The sequence below is a fragment of the Aeromonas intestinalis genome (assembly GCF_054052485.1).
Window position 1 is genome coordinate 214,051 of record NZ_JBSTYK010000001.1, and the last position, 19,550, is coordinate 233,600.

The window sequence follows — 19,550 nt, forward strand, 5'->3', positions numbered from 1 at the left end:
CGGCGGGATTATCCCGCCGTTTTTCTTTCTGACATCACAAGATGTGGTGATATCAGCCGCGAATATGCTCGATGAAGGCATCGATCTGCTCCCGGCTGCAGGCCGGGTTCATGAAGACCGCTTTTTCCCCCGCGATATAGGAGTACTTGCCCCGCTCGTCATACTCGGAGTGGGCCACCGCCTCCACCCAGTTGGTGTAGAGTCCCACCTTGCCGCGATGCTTGAACAGGTTGCGGTGATAGTCGGTGTTGCGTTGCAGCCGTGCCTTGTAGGCCGCATCCGTGCTGCGGGCCAGCTCGAAGGCGAACTCGGCCTCCGGATCCTGCACCCACTCCGGGTTGTAGATCTTGAAGCCCACGCTCGGCCCCTGGTTCTCCTGGGCCACCAGCTTGACGTTGCCGAGCTGGCTCAGACGGAAGCGGAAGTAGTTCGCGTTCTGCAGACAGTGGGCCAGCACGGTGCGATAGCCCTCCACCCCCATGTAGTTGAGGGCCGCATAGGCGCCGAACAGGCCGCTCGCGCCGCGGGAACACTCGATGGTGGACTGCAGGTGGGTCTGACCCTGGATGTCCCGCTCGAAATAGGAGAAGTTCTCCGGATCGTTCTCCATCGCCTTGAGGTCATCCTGCTCCTTGATCATCACCAGGCTGGAGGTGTAGGGCACATAGCCCCACTTCTGGAAGTCGACGGTGAAGGAGTCGGCGTATTTGAGTTCGGCGAAGCGCGCCACGTTGCGCTCAATCCCCGCCAGGGTGGCGGCGTTGATGGCAAGCGGGTTGGCGGCAAAGTCGTAATCCAGGAAGAAGATCATCGACCAGCCGATGGCGGCATCCACGTGGATGTGGGGCTTGACCGCCACCTCGAAGCGCTCGCACAGGCGATCCCGCAGCTCCACCACGGGTTTGACCTGATCCACCCCGAAGGTGTCGGTGGTGCCCATGGTGAGCATGATGGTGGGTACCACGTGTTTGAGGGCAAAGCAGGCGGTCAGGGTGCGCTCGAGATCCACCAGATCGATGTCGTTGTTCTCGCCGACCTGGATGCGGATGGTCTTGTTCTCGATGTCCACCCCGAGCAGGGAGAGGTTGGTGATGTTGGAGTAGTGGCCGCCCTGGGAGTTGATGATGCGGTAGTCCTGATAGTGGCCAAGCCCCTTGTGCTTGGCCTCGGGCAGGCTCTTGCGGATGCCGAGCAGGTAGCCGTAGAGGTTACAGAAGGTCCCCCCCTGGGTGAAGATGCCGGTGGCGCGCTCGGGATCGTAGCCCGCCAGCAGGGCTATCTGGCGCACCACCTTTTTCTCGAGCTCTTCGGCCACCCCGGCGTACTCGGAATAGACCAGGTTGGGGTTTGCGAGGATGCCCATCTGGGCGCCATAGATGGCGGGATCCGCCGACATGGTGATGACGTTCTCCACGCTGGCGGGGTTCTCCCAGTCTTTGGAGAGGGCGCCGGCAAACAGCAGCTCGGTCATGGGCTCGCCCGGCGCGCGCATGGCTTGCGGCACCGGCATGGTCTCGCAGAGATCCGCGAGGCGGGCGTGGCCGTCCGGCCAGGCGTTCAGCCGCGCATCGGGTGCCAGGCCGCGGGCGCGAAACTCGTTGAGGGTGGCGAAACCGGGCTCGCGAAACACCGGCCAGAGCTCGGGATTGCGGGAGAAGTAGTGAGCCTTGACGGTGGCGAAGCGGGCGGCGAAGGCGGGGGAGACGGCGTTGACGCCGTCATCTTTCAGGTAAACCAGGTCACTCATGTTGATACCATTTGGACTGCAACGATGGGTCCGGTTATACCCGCAGGGCTGCATTTGAAACAGCGACAATAACTAATGGCCTGCCCTACTTTTTATCATGCCCCAGTCAGGGCAAGGGCTGGCTGCAAGGGGGCGTCTCCGGCCCGTGACCGTTTCGTGATCCCGCTCTCACCCGCCGTGATGCCGCGCTGGAGCGGGTAACCCGGCAGGCCTGATGCAGCCCTGGGTTCAGCACCTGGCGCCAGCCCGATTTAGCGCAGCGCCGACACCAGCCAGCCCTGAAGTTCGGCCAGCTCGGCCGTCTGCCCAGGAAACGCCCGCTGCAGCTCGCTGAGCAAAGCGCCGATGGCCTCGGGCCGATAGGCGATGCCGGGCAACCGCTCGGCCAGGGCATCCAGGGGCGCGGGATCCAGGCTGTCGCTGAAGATCTGCACCCGGCCGATGACCCCCTTCTCCACATCGAAGTGCAACTCCACCCCGCCCCAGCCGAAGCGCTCGTCCAGCTGATGGCTGAAAGATGGCGCATGGCCGAAGTTCCACTCCCAACTGCGCTGGCGGGCGAAGGTCTCGGCAAAGCCCGGCAGGTCCGGCAGCCGCTCGGGGGAGATATGCTCGGGTTTAACCCGCTCGCCGTAATAGGCGAAGAAGGCTTCAAGGAGGGCCTCACTCACCCGCTCATGATCGACTCCCGGCAGCAGTTCGCTCAGGTTGGCGACCCGGCTGCGCACCGAGGTGATGCCCTTGGCCGCGAGCTTCTTCGGATCCGGGTTCAGGTAGTTGGCGAGGCGGCTGAGATCGGCGTCCAGCAGCAGGGTGCCGTGGTGAAAGCCGCGATCATGGGTCTCCCGATAGGCCGACCCCGATACCTTGCGATCCCCGTCCGGGGTCGCCACCAGCAGATCGTTGCGACCGGAGGCGAAGGCCTCCACCCCCAGCCGCTTCAGGGCATCCAGCACGATGGCGGTGGAGATGCTCTTATCATAGCCGGGCTTGCCCGCCATGAAGGTGAAACAGCTGTTGCCAAGATCATGGAACACGGCGCCGCCGCCGCTGCTGCGCCGGGCCAGGGTCACCCCGTCCTCCTCCATGCGGCGGGTGTTGCACTCCTTCCAGGGATTCTGGGCACGGCCTATGACCACCGTATTGGCGTTGCGCCACAGGAAGAGCACCCGCTGGCGCGGATCCATCTGGCGGAAGATGCACTCCTCCACCGCCAGGTTGAACAGGGGATCGTGGGAGTCGGAGATGAGCAGGCGCAGAGGGAGCATGGGCAAGCCTTGTTCGGAGTATGGGAGCCCGATACTACCACCTCGGGCCGGAAGATGGGCCCTGCCCACTCGGGAATACCGGGATCAAGGAGCCCGTTGCCAGCCCCTGTCCACCAGCAGCCCCACCACCACCATGGCGATGACGAAGAGCCCGATCAGGGGCTGGCCAGCGGTGACCAGCGCCAGGGCCGGCCCCGGGCAGATGCCTGCCATGCCCCAGCCGATGCCAAAGAGGGCGGCACCCCCGAGCAGGCGGCCATCCAGGGTCGGTGCGGGCACATCGGCGATGGGAGCCCCCGACAGGCTCTGGCGACGGGGCCGTATCAACAGGAAGTACCCCGGCATGAACACCAGCAAGGCGCCCCCCATCACGAAGGCCAGACTGGGATCCCAGGCTCCGGCGAGATCGAGAAAACCCAGCACTCTCGCGGGATCCACCATGCCGGAGAGGGCAAGACCCAGCCCGAACAGCAGGCCGCAGAGCAGGCTCGTCAAACGTTCCATGGTGACTTCCTCACAGCAGGTGGCGGCTGACAAACACGGTGAGTACCGCGGTCGCCATGAAGACGAGGGTGGCGACCAGGGAGCGGCGCGACAGTCGCCCCACCCCGCAGATGCCGTGGCCGCTGGTGCAGCCGTTGCCAAGACGGGTGCCTACCCCCACCAGCAGACCCGCCAGGGCGACCCAGGGCCAGGGGGGCAGCACCGCCAGGGTCGGCAGGCTGGCCCAGCCGAGGGCGAAGGCCGGCAGGGCACCACCGGCCAGCCCCAGCAGGAACAGCCAGCGCCAGCCTCCCCGCTCCTGCAGGGCCCCCGCCAGTATGCCGCTGATCCCGGCCACCCGGCCGTTGACCAGCATCAGCAGCAGGGCGGACACACCGATCAACATGCCGCCCCCGAGGGCAAACAACCACTGGCTTTCAAACATGGGACTCTCCTGCCTGGGGAAATGGGGACGCGCTCTGCTCGCAACGCTGGCGAAGCGGGCCCTGCCGTTTAATTAGATATCGCTAATAAAAGCCATTCTATCGCCGCACCCAACATTAGCAACATCTAATTTACGGCCACCATCGAGGCCCGGCTCTCTGCCCGGCCGGGAGTTGGCACCAACAACGACAGGCACCGGAAAGGTGTTTCCAGATGTTGCTGCGCCGCCCCCATCCTTTACCTTGGCGGCCCGGATCTGTACCATCTTGCCGTTCATTCACAGCGGAGACCATCAGTGGGCAACTCATCAAGTGACTGTAGCAAGCCGGCCATGGGCGTCGGCAGCCAGGTCGCGAGCTAGCCGCAGCAATCGTTCTGCCGCGCCTCGCACCCCGCGAGAGGCGAGCATCTCCTCCCTTTCTCCTTTTACACTTGACGTCAAGTGACCGGCTGCAAGCACCGGACACCTTGCCTGCATAGTTTCTGCTTCCCACAAGGAGGCTGCTATGCGTTTTGTTTCAACCCGTTTTGCTTCAATGCCCGCCCGCACTGCCGTGCGCCGCGCTCACACCCTGCTCGACAAGCTGGGGCTCGCTGCCCTGTCACGCAGGCTGGCAAAACCCAAATCCCAGCACTACCGGCTGCGGATCCGCTGCCAGGGCCGGGCCGACATGCTCCCGGTACTGGAACTGGTGGCCCACACCCTGCAACCGGCGGGGCTGCATCCGGTGCCATCGCTGCGACCGGGGCCCGGGGAAAGACGGGAGCTGGTGCTCAACCTCGACTGCACCCTGCCCCAGCGCCGCTACCTGGTGCAATTCGTCCATCAGGTCGGCCTCAGCCACCCGGTACGCTGGGAACTGCGCCCCGGCCCCTGATCCCGACTCGGGAACCAGGGGGCACAGTCGCCCCGCAAGCCCCGCAATGCCGGGGCTTGCTCATTACCCGGGGCCAGCCATCCGGGATGCTGGCCATCGCCCTCCGTGCAACATATTCATCTACCATGACGGCCTTTCACGCACGGGTTCATCTTTCATTTTGCGTATGGCAGCGATTCAAGCTGCCTTCTCGCAGGCCGTCGTCATCAAGAGGAGTACGCCATGAGAATGTGGCAACAATTTGATCTGCTGGCCCTGACCGACACCCTGGCCAGCCTGCTGCTGGCCTTCGTGCTGGGCAGTCTGGTGGGGCTGGAGCGCCAATATCGCCAGCGCACCGCCGGTCTTCGCACCAACGTCCTGGTGGCCGTGGGGGCCGCCCTGTTCGTCAATCTGGCCCAGCGCATCTATGACCTGCACGGGGGCAGCTACGGGGTGGTCCACGTGGTGGCCTATATCGTCTCCGGCATCGGTTTCCTCGGCGCCGGTGTCATCATGCGGGAATCGGGCAACATTCGCGGCATCAACACCGCCGCCACCCTCTGGGGGGTCGCCGCCGTGGGGGCCGCCTCTGGCGCCGGTTTTGCCATGGAGGCCGTGCTCGGCGCCCTCTTCGTGCTGGCCGCCAATACCCTGCTGCGCCCCCTGGTCAACCAGATCAACCGCCACCCGGTGGACAACGAGGATACCGAACTGACCTATCGCGTCACCGCCCTCATCCGTCGCACTCACCAGAAAGAGGTGCTGCCCTGGCTGGAGCAACAGCTGGAGCAGGCCAACTACCCCCTGAGCGAGCTCGATATCGAGCCGTTCGGGGAGCAGGATCTGGAGATCTCCGCCGTGCTGCTCGCCACCTCCATCGATGGCGACGAGCTGGATGCCCTGATGAAGACCCTGGGTCAGCATCCCCGCATCAAGCAGGTGTTCTGGCGCACCAGCACCACGGATTGAAGCTCCCAAGGGGGGCTATCACCCGAAACAGGCAAAAAGAAAGCCGGCACTGGGCCGGCTTTCTTGCATCACAAGAGAATCACTTGGTCAGGTCGTCGAAGAAGCGTTTCACCCCTTCGAAGAAGCCTTCCGATTTGGGCTTGTGGGTCTTGGCGGCGGCACCGCTGAACGACTCGTCCAGCTGACGCAGCAGATCTTTCTGGGTGTCGGTCAGCTTGACCGGGGTCTCGATGACCACCTTGCACATCAGATCGCCAACCTGGCCGGAGCGCACGGACTTGACGCCCTTGCCCCGCAGACGGAACAGCTTGCCGGTCTGGGTCTCGGCGGTCACCTTGAGCTTCACCCGGCCATCCAGGGTCGGCACTTCGATCTCGCCGCCAAGGGCCGCGGTGGTGAAGCTGATGGGCACTTCGCAGTAGAGATCGTTGCCATCGCGCACGAAGATCTCGTGCTCCTTGACGTGGACCTGTACGTAGAGATCCCCGGCCGATGCACCGGCTTCCCCCGCTTCCCCTTCGCCGGAGAGACGGATGCGATCGCCGGTGTCGACACCCGCCGGGATCTTGACCGACAGGGTCTTGGTCTTCTGGTAGCGACCTTCCCCATGACACTTGCGGCAGGGATCCTTGATGATCTTGCCACGGCCGTGACAGTGCGGGCAGGCCTGCTGCACCGCGAAGAAGCCCTGACGCATCTGTACCTGACCGGCACCGTGGCAGGTCGGGCAGGTCTGGGCCGTGCTGCCGGTGTGGGCACCGGAGCCGTTGCAGACCTCGCAGTGGACCTGGGTCGGGATCTTGATCTCCTTGGAGACCCCGCGCACCGCCTCTTCCAGTGTCAGCTCCATGTTGTAGCGAAGGTCGGAGCCACGGGCCGGGCCACGACGGCCACCACCACGACCACCGAAGATGTCGCCAAACACATCGCCGAAGATGTCACCGAAATCGGCACCGCCGCCGAAGCCGCCGTGACCGCCACCCTGGCTCTGATCCACACCGGCATGACCGTACTGGTCGTAGCGGGCACGCAGGTTCTCGTCGGTCAGGACCTCGTAGGCTTCCTTGACCTCTTTGAACTTCTCTTCGGCGGCCGCATCACCCTGGTTGCGATCGGGGTGATACTTCATCGCCAGACGCTTGTACGCCTTCTTGATCTCGCGCTCGTCGGCACCTTTTGCCACCCCGAGCACTTCATAGAAATCGCGCTTCGACATACTCATCCTGTTGCTATATCAGCAGTTACGCAGACGGGCGTTGGTCACCCAACGCCCGTAAATTCATCGACCAAGCCGTCGGGCGAAGTGGCTTCGCCCGACTGGGTGTGGCTTATTTCTTGTCGTCTTTCACTTCTTCGAACTCGGCGTCGACCACGTCGTCGTCAGCCTTGGCAGAAGAAGCCTGACCGGCGTCAGCACCGGCGGCGCCTTGCGCCTGGGCTTGCTGCTGGGCAATCTCCATCAGCTTCTGGGACGCCTCCATCAGAGCCTGTTGCTTGGCTTCGATGGCGGCCTTGTCGTCACCCTTGATGGCGCTTTCCAGCTCGGACAGGGCGGTCTCGATCTTGGTCTTGTCGTCCGCAGGCAGAGCTTCACCGGCTTCGGTGACCTGCTTGCGCACGGAGTGGACCAGACCGTCAGCCTGGTTGCGGGTCTGCACCAGCTCTTCGAACTTCTTGTCCTCGGCCGCGTTGGCTTCGGCTTCGCGCACCATGCGTTCGATCTCGTCATCAGACAGACCGGAGGAGGCCTGGATGGTGATCTTCTGCTCCTTGTTGGTCTCCTTGTCTTTGGCGGAGACGTGCAGGATGCCGTTGGCGTCGATGTCGAAGGTCACTTCAATCTGCGGCAGACCGCGCGGTGCCGGGCGGATGCCTTCCAGGTTGAACTGGCCCAGGGACTTGTTGTCGCTGGCGCGCTTGCGCTCACCCTGCAGCACGTGAATGGTCACGGCAGACTGGTTGTCTTCGGCGGTGGAGAACACCTGGGACTTCTTGGTCGGGATGGTGGTGTTCTTCTCAATCAGCGCGGTCATCACGCTGCCCATGGTTTCGATACCCAGGGAGAGCGGAGTCACGTCCAGCAGCAGTACGTCTGTCTTGTCACCGGACAGTACGGCACCCTGGATGGCGGCGCCCATGGCCACGGCTTCGTCCGGGTTGACGTCTTTACGCGGCTCTTTGCCGAAGAAGTCGGCAACGGTCTTCTGAACCAGCGGCATACGGGTCTGACCGCCCACCAGGATGACGTCGTCCACTTCAGACACGGACAGGCCGGAGTCCTTCAGGGCGACACGGACCGGCTCCAGGGAATCCTTGACCATGTCTTCCACCAGGGATTCCAGCTTGGCGCGGGTCACCTTGATGTTCATGTGCTTCGGACCGGTGGCATCTGCGGTGATGTACGGCAGGTTCACGTCGGTCTGCTGAGCGGAAGAGAGCTCGATCTTCGCCTTCTCGGCGGCGTCTTTCAGACGCTGCAGGGCCAGTTGGTCCTTGCGCAGGTCGATGCCCTGCTCACGCTTGAACTCATCAACCAGGTAGTTGATGACGCGGTTGTCGAAGTCTTCACCACCCAGGTGGGTGTTACCGTTGGTTGCCAGCACTTCGAAGGTGGTTTCACCTTCCACTTCGTCGATCTCGATGATGGAGATATCGAAGGTACCACCACCCAGGTCGTATACGGCGACCTTGCGCTCACCCTTGACCTTGTTCACGCCGTAGGCGAAAGCCGCGGCGGTCGGTTCGTTGATGATGCGCTTGACGTCCAGACCCGCGATGCGACCGGCATCCTTGGTAGCCTGACGCTGGGCGTCGTTGAAATAGGCCGGCACTGTGATGACCGCTTCGGTCACCGGCTCGCCCAGGTAATCCTCGGCGGTCTTCTTCATCTTTTTCAGCACTTCGGCAGAGATCTGCGGCGGTGCCATCTTCTTGCCTTTCACTTCAACCCAGGCGTCACCGTTGTCAGCCTTGGCGATGGCGTACGGCATGATCTCCAGATCGCGCTGCACTTCGTCGTCTTCGAAACGACGGCCGATCAGACGCTTGATGGCGAACAGCGTGTTCTTCGGGTTGGTGATGGCCTGACGTTTCGCCGGCTGACCAACCAGGATTTCGCCGTCATCGGCATAGGCAATGATGGACGGAGTAGTACGGTCGCCTTCCGCGTTCTCGATCACGCGAGCATTATCGCCATCCAGAATAGCGACACAGGAGTTGGTAGTACCCAGGTCAATACCGATGATTTTACCCATTTGACGAATCTCCAAATACTTTGAATAAACTGGCGAGGGGCTCGCCTTAATACGTTAACGGCTAGGTGGGGCCTGCCACTGTGGCTTTCAAGCTCCCGGCATCACATTTTGTCGCCCCTTGAATGGGGTCCATCGAGGATGCCGCCGTGGCCTTGTCACCTATATGGGGTCGCAACTTCGCGCTTCAAGCCCCGGCTTGAAAAAACTGTATCAACTGTGCCGATTTAACCCGAGCCCGGACACAGGCGCGGCATCGGGCAACAAAAAGCCCGCCGAGCGGCGGGCTCAAGGGGGGGACGCGTCTCAGGCCGGAGCCTTGGAGACCATCACCATGGCCGGACGGATCACGCGACCGTTCAGCTCGTAGCCCTTCTGCATCACGGCGATGACGGTATTCGGCGCCAGTTCTGCGTTTTCGATCATGCTCATCGCCTGATGGGCATTGGGGTCGAACGGCTGGTTCTGGGGATCCAACGCCACCAGGCCGAACTTGGCGACCCCGCCCTGCATGGATTTCAGGGTCAGCTCAACCCCTTCGATCATCGGCTTGAGGGCTTCGTTTTCCTTGTCGGCGAGCTCGATGGCACGCTCCAGGTTGTCCAGCACGGGCAGCAGTTCGCCGGCAAATTTCTCCAGCGCGAACTTGTGCGCCTTCTCTACGTCCTGGGCCGCGCGGCGACGCAGGTTTTCCATCTCGGCGACGGCACGCACGGCGCGCTCACGCTCATCGGCAGCCGCCTGCTGGGCCGCTTCCAGTTGCGCCTCAAGCTCGGCGATGCGGGCCTGCTCGGCTGTCACTTCACTGTCTACATCGGTCGGCTCGACTGGCTGGGCATCCACTTGCTCCATCGCTTCAACCTTTTGCTCTTCGTGGTTCATGACATCTCCAATATTCAGGGTGACTTCAAACAAATCAGGGCAGCCTGGCTGCGATCAATGGCGCTATTATGGGGACGCAGCCCCCGCTTTCAAGGGGAAAAGGCCAGAACATGGAGGATGAGGCCGCTTTGCCCACTCTTTCACCGCCGTTCAGGGTGGGATCAACCCAGTCCGCATGGAGGCAGACAAATCCCCACCAAAGCGAGGTATACTCCCCTCAATACTTGGCCCAGACCCGATAACCTATGGATTCTCCGTTCAAAACCATCGCCCTCATCGGCAAACCCCATCATGAAGGCGCCAACCAGACCCTCAAGGGCCTCTATCAATATCTGAGTACCCGCGGCTTTCGGGTGCTGCTCGAGAGCCGGGTCGCCCAGACGCTGGGGATCCAGGGAGAGAGCGTGCTGGATCTGGTGCAGCTCGGCGAGCAGGCGGATCTCGCCATCGTCGTCGGCGGGGATGGCAACATGCTGGGGGCGGCCCGGGTGTTGTCCCGCTTCGATGTGGCGGTGATCGGGGTCAACCGGGGCAACCTTGGCTTCCTCACCGATCTCTCCCCTCAGGATTATCTGCTGCCGCTCGAGCAGGTGCTCTCCGGCCACTTCAAGAGCGAGCATCGCTTCCTGCTCGAAGCCGCCGTCTATCGCCACGGGGAGCGCAAGTCCAGCAATCTGGCGGTCAATGAGGCGGTACTCCACCCCGGCAAGATTGCCCACATGATCGAGTTCGAGGTCTATATCGATGGCAGCTTCATGTACAGCCAGCGCTCGGACGGCATCATAGTCGCCACCCCCACCGGCTCCACCGCCTACTCCCTCTCGGCGGGGGGCGCCATCCTCACCCCCAAGCTGAACGCCATCACGCTGGTGCCCATGTTCCCCCACACCCTGAGCAGCCGCCCCATCGTGCTGGACGCGGACAGCGAGGTACGATTGCTGGTCTCCCCCGACAACCAGGATGACGCCATGCAGGTGAGCTGCGACGGCCAGGTGACCCTGGCGGTGCACCCGGGAGACGAGATCCTCATCAAGAAGAGCAACCACAAGCTGCACCTGGTGCATCCGCTGGATTACAGCTACTTCCATGTGCTGCGCAACAAGCTCGGCTGGGGCAGCAAGCTGTTCTGACATCCCTGACACGCCCCTTTTGCATCCTGCTGCGGGCCGACACTTTACTGTATGCAAAACCAGTATATACTGGATGCATACACAGTAATGTTGGCCCACACAGGATGAGACCATGCTGACCCAACTGACCATCACCAACTTCGCCATCGTCAAGTTTCTCGAACTCGACCTGCAAGCCGGCATGACCTGCATCACCGGGGAAACCGGGGCGGGCAAGTCCATCGCCATCGATGCACTCGGGCTTTGCCTTGGGGAGCGGGCCGAAGCCAGCATGGTGCGACCTGACAGTGACAAGACCGAGGTCAGTGCGCGCTTCCTGCTGGACGGCAATCCTGCCGCTCGGGCCTGGCTCGTCGCCAACGAGCTGGAAAACGAGGGAGAGTGCATCGTGCGGCGAGTGCTCTCCGCCGAGGGGCGATCCCGCAGTTACATCAACGGGGTTCCGGTACCCCTGGTGCAGCTCAAGAGCCTGGGTCAGATCCTGGTCAACGTCCACGGTCAACATGCTCATCAGTTGCTGCTCAAACCCGACTATCAACTCGCCCTGCTGGACGGTTACGCCGGCCACCACCTGCTGCTGGACGACGTGCGCCACCATTACCAGCAGTGGCGTCAGCTGCAAAATGAACTGAACCGCCTCAAGGCCGAGCAGCAGCAGCGAGAGGCCCGCCGCCAGCTCATCGAATACCAGGTGCAGGAGCTGGACGAATTCGCCTTGCAACCGGGGGAATTCGAAGCCATCGAGGAGGAGCACCAGCGTCTGGCCAACGGCACCGAGCTGATGCAGGAGTGCGGAGCCTGCCTGGATCTGCTCTATGACAACGAGGAGACCACCATCGCCGGTCTGCTTCAGCTCGCGGTGGACAGGACCGAAACCCTGGTGGCCATGGACAGTCGTCTCGGCAACGTGCTCGGCATGCTCAATGAGGCCCTGATCGGCGTGCAGGAGAGCCACAGCGAGCTGCGCAGCTACCTGGATCGACTGGAACTCGATCCCGAGCGCTTCAACGAGCTGGAGGCCCGCCTCTCTCGTGCCATCAACCTGGCCCGCAAGCACCACGTCAAACCGGCCGAGCTCGCCCAGCACCACCAGGAGCTGGCGGGAGATCTCGCCCGCCTCAACTCCGATGAGGAGCGGCTGGAAGGCATGGAGGACGAATTGCTGCGAACTCGCCAGGCCTTCGTACAGGCGGCAGAGGTACTGAGCCAGAGCCGCCAGCGTTATGCCGAGGAGCTGAGCACCAAGGTGAGTGCCAGCATGCACGAACTGGCCATGCCCGATGGCCGCTTCACCATAGAGGTGCGCCCCGATGCCCAGAGCAGCCTGTCGCCACTTGGCATCGATCGGGTGGAATTCATGGTCACCACCAACCCGGGGCAACCCATCCAGCCCCTTGGCAAAGTCGCCTCCGGTGGCGAATTGTCGCGCATCAGCCTGGCCATCGTGGTGATCAGCGCCCGCAAGATCTCGACCCCGACCCTCATCTTCGATGAAGTGGATGTGGGGATCAGCGGCCCGACCGCTGCCGTGGTCGGGCGCCTCTTGCGTCAGCTCGGCGAGTCCACCCAGGTGATGGTGGTCACCCACCTGCCCCAGGTGGCAGGCAAGGGGCACCAGCACATGGTGGTGAGCAAGCACACCGACGGCAAGACCACGGAGACCCAGATGCAGGCACTCAACCCCGGGGCACGGCTCAACGAGCTGGCCCGGCTGCTCGGAGGGGATCAGATCACTGACAACACTCTGGCCAACGCCCGCGAGCTGCTCGCCTCATAGCGCAAGGAGGGGAAGGGGCAACCCCCTTCCTCTCCTTGGAACAATCAAGATGAAATAACCACCGAGCCAGCACATACAACTAAATAACCATACCATTCAAGCATTTAAATCCACTAAATTGATGCAATTCTTCTATCTATAACCCCTCCCCGTACCGACAGATCCCCCTAAGTGATGACGCCCAAGCGGCAACCCAGTGTAAACTCCCTCTATCCTTCCCTCTGGTCGGTCTCGGCAACATGATCTCTGCCAACCCCCCCCCTCTCAATCAGGAAACCGCCCCATGATCCAGGTCTTTGGTCACAAGAATCCCGACAGCGACAGCATCTGCACCGCCCTGGTCACCGCCGACTGGCTCAACAGCCAGGGTCGCCCTGCCCGAGCCTTTGCCCTGGGAGCCCCCATCGCCGAGACCCGCTTCATTCTGGAAACCGCCGGAGTGGAGGCGCCTCCCGTGTTGACGGGCAGCGTGGCCGACACACCGGTATTTCTGGTGGATTTCAGCGAGCTGGAGCAGGGACCGGAAGGGCTGGCCGATGCGGATGTGCAGGGGCTCATCGACCACCACCGCATCGGCACCCTGATCACCCGAGGCCCCCTCGATGCCTGGGTGAGAGCCGTCGGTTGCAGCGCCACCGTGCTGCTCGAACTGATGGGCCATGAAGGCCTCTCCCGCCCTCAGGCCAGGTTGCTGCTGGGGGCCATCGTCAGCGATACCTTCAACTTCACCTCCCCCACGACCACGGTGCAGGACAGGCTGGCAGTCGAACGCCTGCTGCCCATCGCCCAGCTGGAACTGGCTCCCTTTGCCCAGACCCTGCTCGAGCGCCGTACCCAGTTGGGGGATACCCCCCTGTCCGAGGCCCTGGTCGCCGACGAGAAAGCCTATCAGATAGGGGGACATGCCCTCATGGTGAGCCAGATCTGTGTGATGAACCCGGCCGAGATCATAAACCGCTCCGATGAACTGCAGCAGGCCATGACAGCGCGACTGATGAAAGACAAGCTGGATGGGTATGTGCTGATGCTGACGGATCTCGCCAAGGGAGAGAGCCAGCTCTTCTTCGCAAGCCAGGGGATCTTGCCCGGCGAGCCTGTGCATCTGGCTGGCGCCGTCAGCCGCAAGAAGGAAGGGCTGCCCTGGTTGACCCGTTACTTCACCCAGCAACCCGCTTGATATGACCCCTCAGGCCCTCGCCAGGTGCGAGGGCCTCAACTTGGTTAACAGGTCCTTGTCAATTCTTGCAACATTTCCTTCATTTTCCATTCAACTCAATCTGTTATGATGATGTAAATGGAGCCGGAGCCCACTGCCATCATCGACAATTCGTGACTCAGTCGCCGCGCACCGGGTTCGTTTGTTCTGACATTTTGTGGACAGCCAAGGCTGGCGCCACCTGTCCGCACCTGCCGAGGAGAACTGCTTATGAGCCCGACCAATATAGTGCTGTTGCTGGAAGGCAAGGATTACGAGCAGGAGACGCTGACCAAGGCGAGCCACCTGGCACAGGCCATGGGCTGCAAACTGACCCTGCTGCACCTGACTCACAGCAGCAAGATTCGCCAGCAGAGCCTGTCACTGTCCCAGGAGGAGCGCAGCGCCCAGGGCACTCTGGATGCCAAGGCCGTCATCAGCCAGCTCATCACCCAGTTGCACCACCCGGTGGATTACCAGTGTCTGGTGGTCGATGATGTGGTCTCTGCACTCAAGCACTGGCTTTCGTCAGAACCCAACAGCCTGTTGCTGGTCGGCAGTCGCCACCACTGGATGGAAGGCTCGCTGGCACGGTTGCTGCTCTACAAGCTGCCCGTCGATATCCAGATCTGCCACGAGCCCTATGCAGAACCCCTCAAGGCCGTCGGCTGACAGACCCGGACCCGCTATCATGCGGGTCCTTCCTCCAGGCAGGAGCCTCCTGCTCCACTCTTGCCTGCTCGCCCATCGTACCTGCGCCCCATGGGCGGGATCCCTCGCCGTGATGACACCCGACCACCCAGTAATGATGATGTTATCTACATAATTACTTACACATTGTTCGCTGTTTTTTAAGCCCCATTTGCTGCAGCATAGGGCCCCTGCGCGCCTTGGCAGATTTCCGTTCAGGTAGACAAATGAAAAAATTCCCCAGACAGGGCAGGTTTGCCCTGCTCGTGCTCGTCCCGCTGGCCCTCATCGTCTGGCTCGCCTGGCCCGGCAAGAAATCGGATCCCGTCCTGACCGCCACCGTCACCCGCCAGGACGTGGAGCAGACCGTGCTCGCCAGCGGCGTACTGCAGGCCATCGAGCAGGTGGATGTGGGGGCCCAGGTCTCGGGCCAGGTCACTTATCTCGCGGTCGAAGCCGGGCAGCAGGTCAAGCAGGGAGATCTGCTGGCCGAGATCGATCCCCTCATCGCCCAGAACAACCTCAAGACCGCCGAGGCGGATCTCGCCAGCCGCCGTGCCCAGCTCAAGATCAAGCAGGCTCAGCTCAAGCAAAATGAACTGGCCTGGCGTCGTCAGCAGCAGATGTTCCGTCAGGAGGCGAGCTCCCGGGCCGATCTCGAGAGTGCCGAGGCCCAGCTCGCCGTCACCCGTGCCGAGTTGCAAAGCGCCCAGGCCGACATCGACAATGCCGTCATCAAGGTGGATCGCACCAAGACAGAACTCGGCTACAACCGCATTCAGGCCCCCATGGATGGCACCGTCATCTCCATCGTGACCCGGCAGGGCCAGACCCTGGCCGCCAGCCAGACGGTACCGACCCTGCTCAAGCTCGCCAATCTCGACACCATGACCGTCAAGGCCCAGATCTCCGAGGCCGACGTCACCAAGGTCAGGGCCGGCATGCCGGTCTATTTCACCCTGATAGGCGACCCGGATACCCGCTATCCCGCCACTCTGCGCACTGTCGAGCTGGCCCCCACCAACATCAACGATCAGACCACGACCACCAGCACCACCAGCAATGCCGCCATCTACTACTATGCCCTGTTCGACGTGCCCAACCCCAATCACCAGCTGCGGGTCGCCATGACCACCCAGGTCACCATAGTGCTCGGAGAGCGCAAGCAGGTGCTGGCCATCCCCCAGACCGCCCTTGGCAAGAAACTCGGCGACAACGAATACGAAGTGACCCTGCTCAAAAGCGATGAGCAACGGGAAACCCGCCGCATCAAGACCGGCATGAAGGATGACATCAAGATCGAGGTCATCAGCGGCCTCGATGAGCAGGACAAGGTGACCCTGGAGCAAGGTCAGCCCGTCCAGCACCATGAGCCGGAGGGCATGCTGTGAGCGAGCCGCTGATCCAGCTCAGGGGCATCGAGAAGCGCTACCAGAGCGGGGAGCAGGAGGTGACCGTGCTGCACCCGCTGGATCTCTGCATCCAGGCCGGGGAGATGGTCGCCATCGTCGGCGCCTCCGGCTCCGGCAAGTCCACCCTGATGAACCTGCTGGGTTGCCTCGATCATCCGAGCGGTGGCCAGTATCTGTTTCACGGGCAGGACACGGCCCGCATGGATGCCCTGGCCCTGGCCCGCCTGCGTTGCCACCACTTCGGTTTCATCTTCCAGCGTTATCACCTGCTGCCCCATCTGGATGCGGCCGCCAACGTGGAGATCCCGGCGGTCTACGCCGGCACGCCCCGCCCCGAGCGCCAGGCCCGTGCCCATGCCCTGCTGACGCGCCTAGGCCTCAAGGATCGCAGCCACCACAGGCCGGGGCAGCTCTCCGGCGGCCAGCAGCAGCGGGTCAGTATCGCCCGGGCCCTGGCCAACGGCGGCGAGGTGATCCTGGCCGATGAACCCACCGGTGCCCTCGACAGCCACAGCGGCAAGGAGGTGATGGCCATCCTGAAGGAGCTGCACGCCCAGGGCCACACCATCATACTGGTGACCCACGACATGGCGGTGGCCAACCACGCCGATCGCATCATCACCCTGCGCGATGGCCGGGTGGTGGAAGACAGCGTCAATCAGAGCGACATCGATGGGGCCACCCCTTCTCCTGCGAGCGAGCCCAAGGCACAGCCACCCCAGGCCCCCGCTCATCCTGCCCGCAGCGGCCTGCTCCCCCGGGGCTGGGATCGGTATCGGGAGGCGGGACGCATGGCCCTGCATGCCATGCTGGCCCACCGCATGCGCACCTTCCTCACCATGCTCGGCATCATCATCGGCATCGCCGCCGTGGTCAGCGTGGTCGCCCTCGGCCAGGGGGCCCGCGCCAAGGTGATCAATGACATCAATGCCATGGGCACCAACACCATCGACATCTTCCCCGGCAAGGATTGGGGAGACGAGAAGGCGGCCAGCATCCAGACCCTGAACGAGGGGGATCTCAGGAGCCTGCTCGGCCAGCCCTATCTGGAGGGGGCCAGCCCCCAGATCGCCACCTCGGGTCAGCTCAGGTATCGCAACAAGACCAGCAGCGGCAGCGTGGTGGGGGTCGGCAGCGACTTCTTCCGGGTCAAGGGGATGACCCTGACCCAGGGGCGTCTGCTCAGCGAGCAGGATATCCAGCGCCGGACGGCAGTCGCCGTGGTGGATGGCAAGACCATAGAGAGTCTGCTCGGCAAGGAAGATCCCGTCGGCAAGGTGGTACTGGTCGGCACCCTGCCGGTGCGGATCATCGGCGTGGTGGCGCAGGAGACCGGCTTTGGCCCCAGCAGCCAGTCGGTCAACATCTGGCTACCCTACAGCGCCGTGATGAGCCGCCTCATCTCCCAGAACCACTTCAGCCAGCTCACCATCCGGGTCAAGGACGGGATCCAGCCCGCCCTGGCGGAACAGGCGGCCGTGGCCCTGCTGACCCAGCGCCACGGGGTGAAGGACTTCTTCACCTTCAGCAGCGACAGCATCATCAAGTCAGTGGAGAAGACCACGGCCACCATGACCCTGCTGGTCTCCGCCATCGCGGTGATTTCACTCATCGTCGGTGGCGTCGGAGTCATGAACATCATGCTGGTCTCGGTGGTGGAACGCACCCGGGAGATAGGGATCCGCATCGCGGTGGGAGCCCGTCAGTCCGACATCCTGCAGCAGTTCCTGATTGAAGCCGTGATGGTCAGCCTGCTGGGAGGTCTGCTCGGGATCGGCCTGGCACTGCTCATCGGCTTCCTCTTCTCGCTGCTGGTGGCGAGCTTCCAGATGTCCTTCTCCCTCTTCTCCATCCTGATGGCCTTTGGCTGCTCCTCGCTCATCGGGATCCTGTTTGGTTACCTGCCTGCCCGCAACGCGGCCCGGCTCGATCCGGTCGAGGCACTGGCAAGAGAATGATGATGCACCACTTATCCCGCCTCTTGGCAAAACAGGGCGACAACCGTTTCCCGAGACCCCTGCTCGCACTCGCCGTCACGCTGGCCCTGAGTGCCTGCAGCCAGCAGAGTACCTATCACAGACCGGAATTGGCCGTGGCGCCAAGCTGGCAGCAAACCAACCAGGGGCTCAACCAGCAGCAGGCCGGTCCCTGGTGGCAAGGCTTTGATGATCCCGCCCTCGACCAGCTGGTGGCGGCGGTGCTCGCCGCCAACCCTGACATGCAGGTGGCCGGGCTGCGCCTCAAGAGTGCCCTGCTCAGCGCCGATCTGGCCGATACCAATCTTACCCCTTCGGTCAACGCCAGCATCGGGGCCAACGGCAACAAGAACCTGGGGACGGGCAAGTCCGACGGCAATCTGGGTCCCACCCTCAACCTGAGCTACGAGGTGGATCTCTGGGGCCGGCTCGCCGCGGTACGGGATCAGGCGCAGTGGGAGGCCGAGGCGAGCGAACAGGATCTGGCTGCCACTCGTCTGCTGCTCATCGGCAAGACCCTGGAGCAGTATTGGCAACTGGCCTACCTCGGCTCGGCCATCACGCTGGGGGAGCGCCAGTTGCTCAACGTTGAGCGGGCCGAGCGGCTGACCCGGGCCAAGTATGAGGCGGGGGCCATTACCCGTCTCGACATGGTACAGGCCAGCCAGCAAAAGGCGGGCAAGCAGGCCGAGCTCGCGGCCCTCGTCCAGCAGCGGGAGCAGGCCGGCAACGCCCTGCGTCTGCTGCTCGGACGCAGTTATGGCCCGCTGGAGTTTGCCCCCGGCGAGCTTGCCGTGCATCCCATCCCGACCCTGGCGGTCGGGATCCCGGCGGATGTGCTGGCCAGGCGCCCCGATGTGCGGGCCGCCGAGCTCAGGCTGCGCAAAACCCTGGCCAAGGGGGATGAGATCCGCACCGGCTTCTATCCCACCCTGAGCCTCACCGGCGGAGCCAGCAGCACCTCGGACACCCTGACCCAGGTGCTGAGCAACCCGGTCGGCTCCCTGGGGGCGACCCTGGCCCTGCCCTTCCTCGAATACAACAAGACCCGGCTCAGCATTGCGAGCTCCGACATCGATTACCAGATAGCCGAGACCGAGTTTCGCAAGCAGCTCTACACCGCCCTGCTGGAGGTGGAGGACGGCCTGGCGGCACGCCGCCAGGGGGAGCAACGATTGCGCTATCTGGAGCAACAGCTGGGATATGCGAAAGAGGCCGAGCGACTGGCGCAGGCTCGCTTCCAGGCTGGCGCCACCGGAGTGCAACCCTGGTTGGATGAGCAGAATCGCCTGTGGGATGCGCAACTTAGCCTGCTCGCCCAACAGCAGACCCAGCTCAATACCATGGCCGGGATCTACCGCGCCCTGGGGGGGAGTGACCGGGGATAACGCGCTCATTGCATCTCATGACAACCACGAAGAGAGGGGGATCCATGTCCCCTTTTTCTCGCCTCTCTCTTGCTCATA

16 protein-coding genes are annotated in these 19,550 nt (G+C 63.0%); 9 read left to right on the forward strand and 7 right to left on the reverse strand.

From position 1 onward, the window contains the following. Positions 1-52 precede the first annotated feature (52 nt). The 4 genes from ACW5W7_RS00915 to ACW5W7_RS00930 all read right to left on the reverse strand — a co-directional run bounded on the left by ACW5W7_RS00915 (position 53) and on the right by ACW5W7_RS00930 (position 3,943). Entirely contained in the window at positions 53-1,747 is a 1,695-nt protein-coding gene (locus ACW5W7_RS00915) for a pyridoxal phosphate-dependent decarboxylase family protein (RefSeq protein ID WP_456500462.1), read from the reverse strand. Between the two features lie 251 nt (positions 1,748-1,998). Then, on the reverse strand, positions 1,999-3,015 hold the full coding sequence (locus ACW5W7_RS00920) for a lipoate--protein ligase A (protein WP_456500463.1): 1,017 nt from the start codon (positions 3,013-3,015) through the stop codon (positions 1,999-2,001). Positions 3,016-3,099: 84 nt separating this feature from the next. Beyond that, complete coding sequence (locus ACW5W7_RS00925) at positions 3,100-3,519, reverse strand: DUF6691 family protein (protein ID WP_456500464.1); 420 nt, start codon at positions 3,517-3,519, stop codon at positions 3,100-3,102. A gap of 10 nt (positions 3,520-3,529) precedes the next feature. Beyond that, on the reverse strand, positions 3,530-3,943 hold the full coding sequence (locus ACW5W7_RS00930) for a YeeE/YedE family protein (protein WP_456500465.1): 414 nt from the start codon (positions 3,941-3,943) through the stop codon (positions 3,530-3,532). Positions 3,944-4,448: 505 nt separating this feature from the next. Here ACW5W7_RS00930 and ACW5W7_RS00935 point away from each other — a divergent pair. Next, the gene (locus ACW5W7_RS00935) at positions 4,449-4,820 is read left to right on the forward strand and encodes a hypothetical protein (protein ID WP_456500466.1); all 372 of its coding nucleotides are present in this window, start codon (positions 4,449-4,451) and stop codon (positions 4,818-4,820) included. A gap of 222 nt (positions 4,821-5,042) precedes the next feature. Continuing rightward, a complete protein-coding gene (locus tag ACW5W7_RS00940) occupies positions 5,043-5,771 on the forward strand; it encodes an MgtC/SapB family protein (protein WP_456500467.1) in 729 nt (242 codons plus the stop codon). A gap of 79 nt (positions 5,772-5,850) precedes the next feature. Here ACW5W7_RS00940 and dnaJ read toward each other — a convergent pair whose 3' ends face one another. From dnaJ to grpE, 3 genes are all read right to left on the reverse strand, one after another. Then, positions 5,851-6,987: a molecular chaperone DnaJ gene (gene dnaJ, locus ACW5W7_RS00945; RefSeq protein WP_349918706.1), complete on the reverse strand. Its 1,137-nt coding sequence runs from the start codon at positions 6,985-6,987 to the stop codon at positions 5,851-5,853. A gap of 112 nt (positions 6,988-7,099) precedes the next feature. Then, positions 7,100-9,025: a molecular chaperone DnaK gene (gene dnaK / locus ACW5W7_RS00950; protein ID WP_349918707.1), complete on the reverse strand. Its 1,926-nt coding sequence runs from the start codon at positions 9,023-9,025 to the stop codon at positions 7,100-7,102. 303 nt (positions 9,026-9,328) lie between these two features. After that, positions 9,329-9,904 (reverse strand): nucleotide exchange factor GrpE, encoded by a 576-nt coding sequence (gene grpE, locus ACW5W7_RS00955; protein WP_349918709.1) that lies wholly within the window; start codon positions 9,902-9,904, stop codon positions 9,329-9,331. 245 nt (positions 9,905-10,149) lie between these two features. Here grpE and nadK point away from each other — a divergent pair, with 245 nt between their 5' ends. The 7 genes from nadK (at position 10,150) to ACW5W7_RS00990 (ending at position 19,472) form a co-directional block, all read left to right on the forward strand. Next, positions 10,150-11,034: an NAD(+) kinase gene (nadK, locus tag ACW5W7_RS00960; protein WP_349918711.1), complete on the forward strand. Its 885-nt coding sequence runs from the start codon at positions 10,150-10,152 to the stop codon at positions 11,032-11,034. Positions 11,035-11,146: 112 nt separating this feature from the next. Continuing rightward, positions 11,147-12,811: a DNA repair protein RecN gene (gene recN, locus ACW5W7_RS00965; protein ID WP_456500468.1), complete on the forward strand. Its 1,665-nt coding sequence runs from the start codon at positions 11,147-11,149 to the stop codon at positions 12,809-12,811. 283 nt (positions 12,812-13,094) lie between these two features. Then, positions 13,095-13,988 carry a DHHA2 domain-containing protein gene (locus ACW5W7_RS00970; protein ID WP_456500469.1) on the forward strand — a complete coding sequence of 298 codons (894 nt, stop codon included), beginning with the start codon at positions 13,095-13,097 and terminating at the stop codon, positions 13,986-13,988. A 249-nt stretch (positions 13,989-14,237) separates the two neighbouring features. Continuing rightward, positions 14,238-14,678, forward strand: a complete 441-nt coding sequence (locus ACW5W7_RS00975) for a universal stress protein (protein ID WP_349918715.1) — start codon at positions 14,238-14,240, stop codon at positions 14,676-14,678. Between the two features lie 245 nt (positions 14,679-14,923). Beyond that, positions 14,924-16,087 carry an efflux RND transporter periplasmic adaptor subunit gene (locus ACW5W7_RS00980; protein WP_456500470.1) on the forward strand — a complete coding sequence of 388 codons (1,164 nt, stop codon included), beginning with the start codon at positions 14,924-14,926 and terminating at the stop codon, positions 16,085-16,087. Then, positions 16,084-18,066, forward strand: coding sequence for a MacB family efflux pump subunit (locus ACW5W7_RS00985; protein WP_456500471.1), 1,983 nt, complete (start codon positions 16,084-16,086; stop codon positions 18,064-18,066). The genes ACW5W7_RS00980 and ACW5W7_RS00985 overlap by 4 nt, the downstream gene beginning before the upstream one ends. After that, entirely contained in the window at positions 18,063-19,472 is a 1,410-nt protein-coding gene (locus ACW5W7_RS00990; protein WP_456500472.1) for an efflux transporter outer membrane subunit, read from the forward strand. Before ACW5W7_RS00985 ends, ACW5W7_RS00990 begins: the two co-directional genes overlap by 4 nt. Positions 19,473-19,550: the final 78 nt, after the last annotated feature.

Coding starts and splice junctions, on each gene's coding strand:
- ACW5W7_RS00935 (WP_456500466.1), top strand. CDS start 4,449: ATGCGTTTTGTTTCAACCCGTTTTGCTTCAATGCCCGCCCGCACTGCC.
- grpE (WP_349918709.1), bottom strand. CDS start 9,904: ATGAACCACGAAGAGCAAAAGGTTGAAGCGATGGAGCAAGTGGATGCC.
- ACW5W7_RS00940 (WP_456500467.1), top strand. CDS start 5,043: ATGAGAATGTGGCAACAATTTGATCTGCTGGCCCTGACCGACACCCTG.
- ACW5W7_RS00920 (WP_456500463.1), bottom strand. CDS start 3,015: ATGCTCCCTCTGCGCCTGCTCATCTCCGACTCCCACGATCCCCTGTTC.
- ACW5W7_RS00980 (WP_456500470.1), top strand. CDS start 14,924: ATGAAAAAATTCCCCAGACAGGGCAGGTTTGCCCTGCTCGTGCTCGTC.
- ACW5W7_RS00970 (WP_456500469.1), top strand. CDS start 13,095: ATGATCCAGGTCTTTGGTCACAAGAATCCCGACAGCGACAGCATCTGC.
- ACW5W7_RS00975 (WP_349918715.1), top strand. CDS start 14,238: ATGAGCCCGACCAATATAGTGCTGTTGCTGGAAGGCAAGGATTACGAG.
- ACW5W7_RS00990 (WP_456500472.1), top strand. CDS start 18,063: ATGATGATGCACCACTTATCCCGCCTCTTGGCAAAACAGGGCGACAAC.
- ACW5W7_RS00915 (WP_456500462.1), bottom strand. CDS start 1,747: ATGAGTGACCTGGTTTACCTGAAAGATGACGGCGTCAACGCCGTCTCC.
- dnaK (WP_349918707.1), bottom strand. CDS start 9,025: ATGGGTAAAATCATCGGTATTGACCTGGGTACTACCAACTCCTGTGTC.
- ACW5W7_RS00925 (WP_456500464.1), bottom strand. CDS start 3,519: ATGGAACGTTTGACGAGCCTGCTCTGCGGCCTGCTGTTCGGGCTGGGT.
- dnaJ (WP_349918706.1), bottom strand. CDS start 6,987: ATGTCGAAGCGCGATTTCTATGAAGTGCTCGGGGTGGCAAAAGGTGCC.
- ACW5W7_RS00930 (WP_456500465.1), bottom strand. CDS start 3,943: ATGTTTGAAAGCCAGTGGTTGTTTGCCCTCGGGGGCGGCATGTTGATC.
- recN (WP_456500468.1), top strand. CDS start 11,147: ATGCTGACCCAACTGACCATCACCAACTTCGCCATCGTCAAGTTTCTC.
- nadK (WP_349918711.1), top strand. CDS start 10,150: ATGGATTCTCCGTTCAAAACCATCGCCCTCATCGGCAAACCCCATCAT.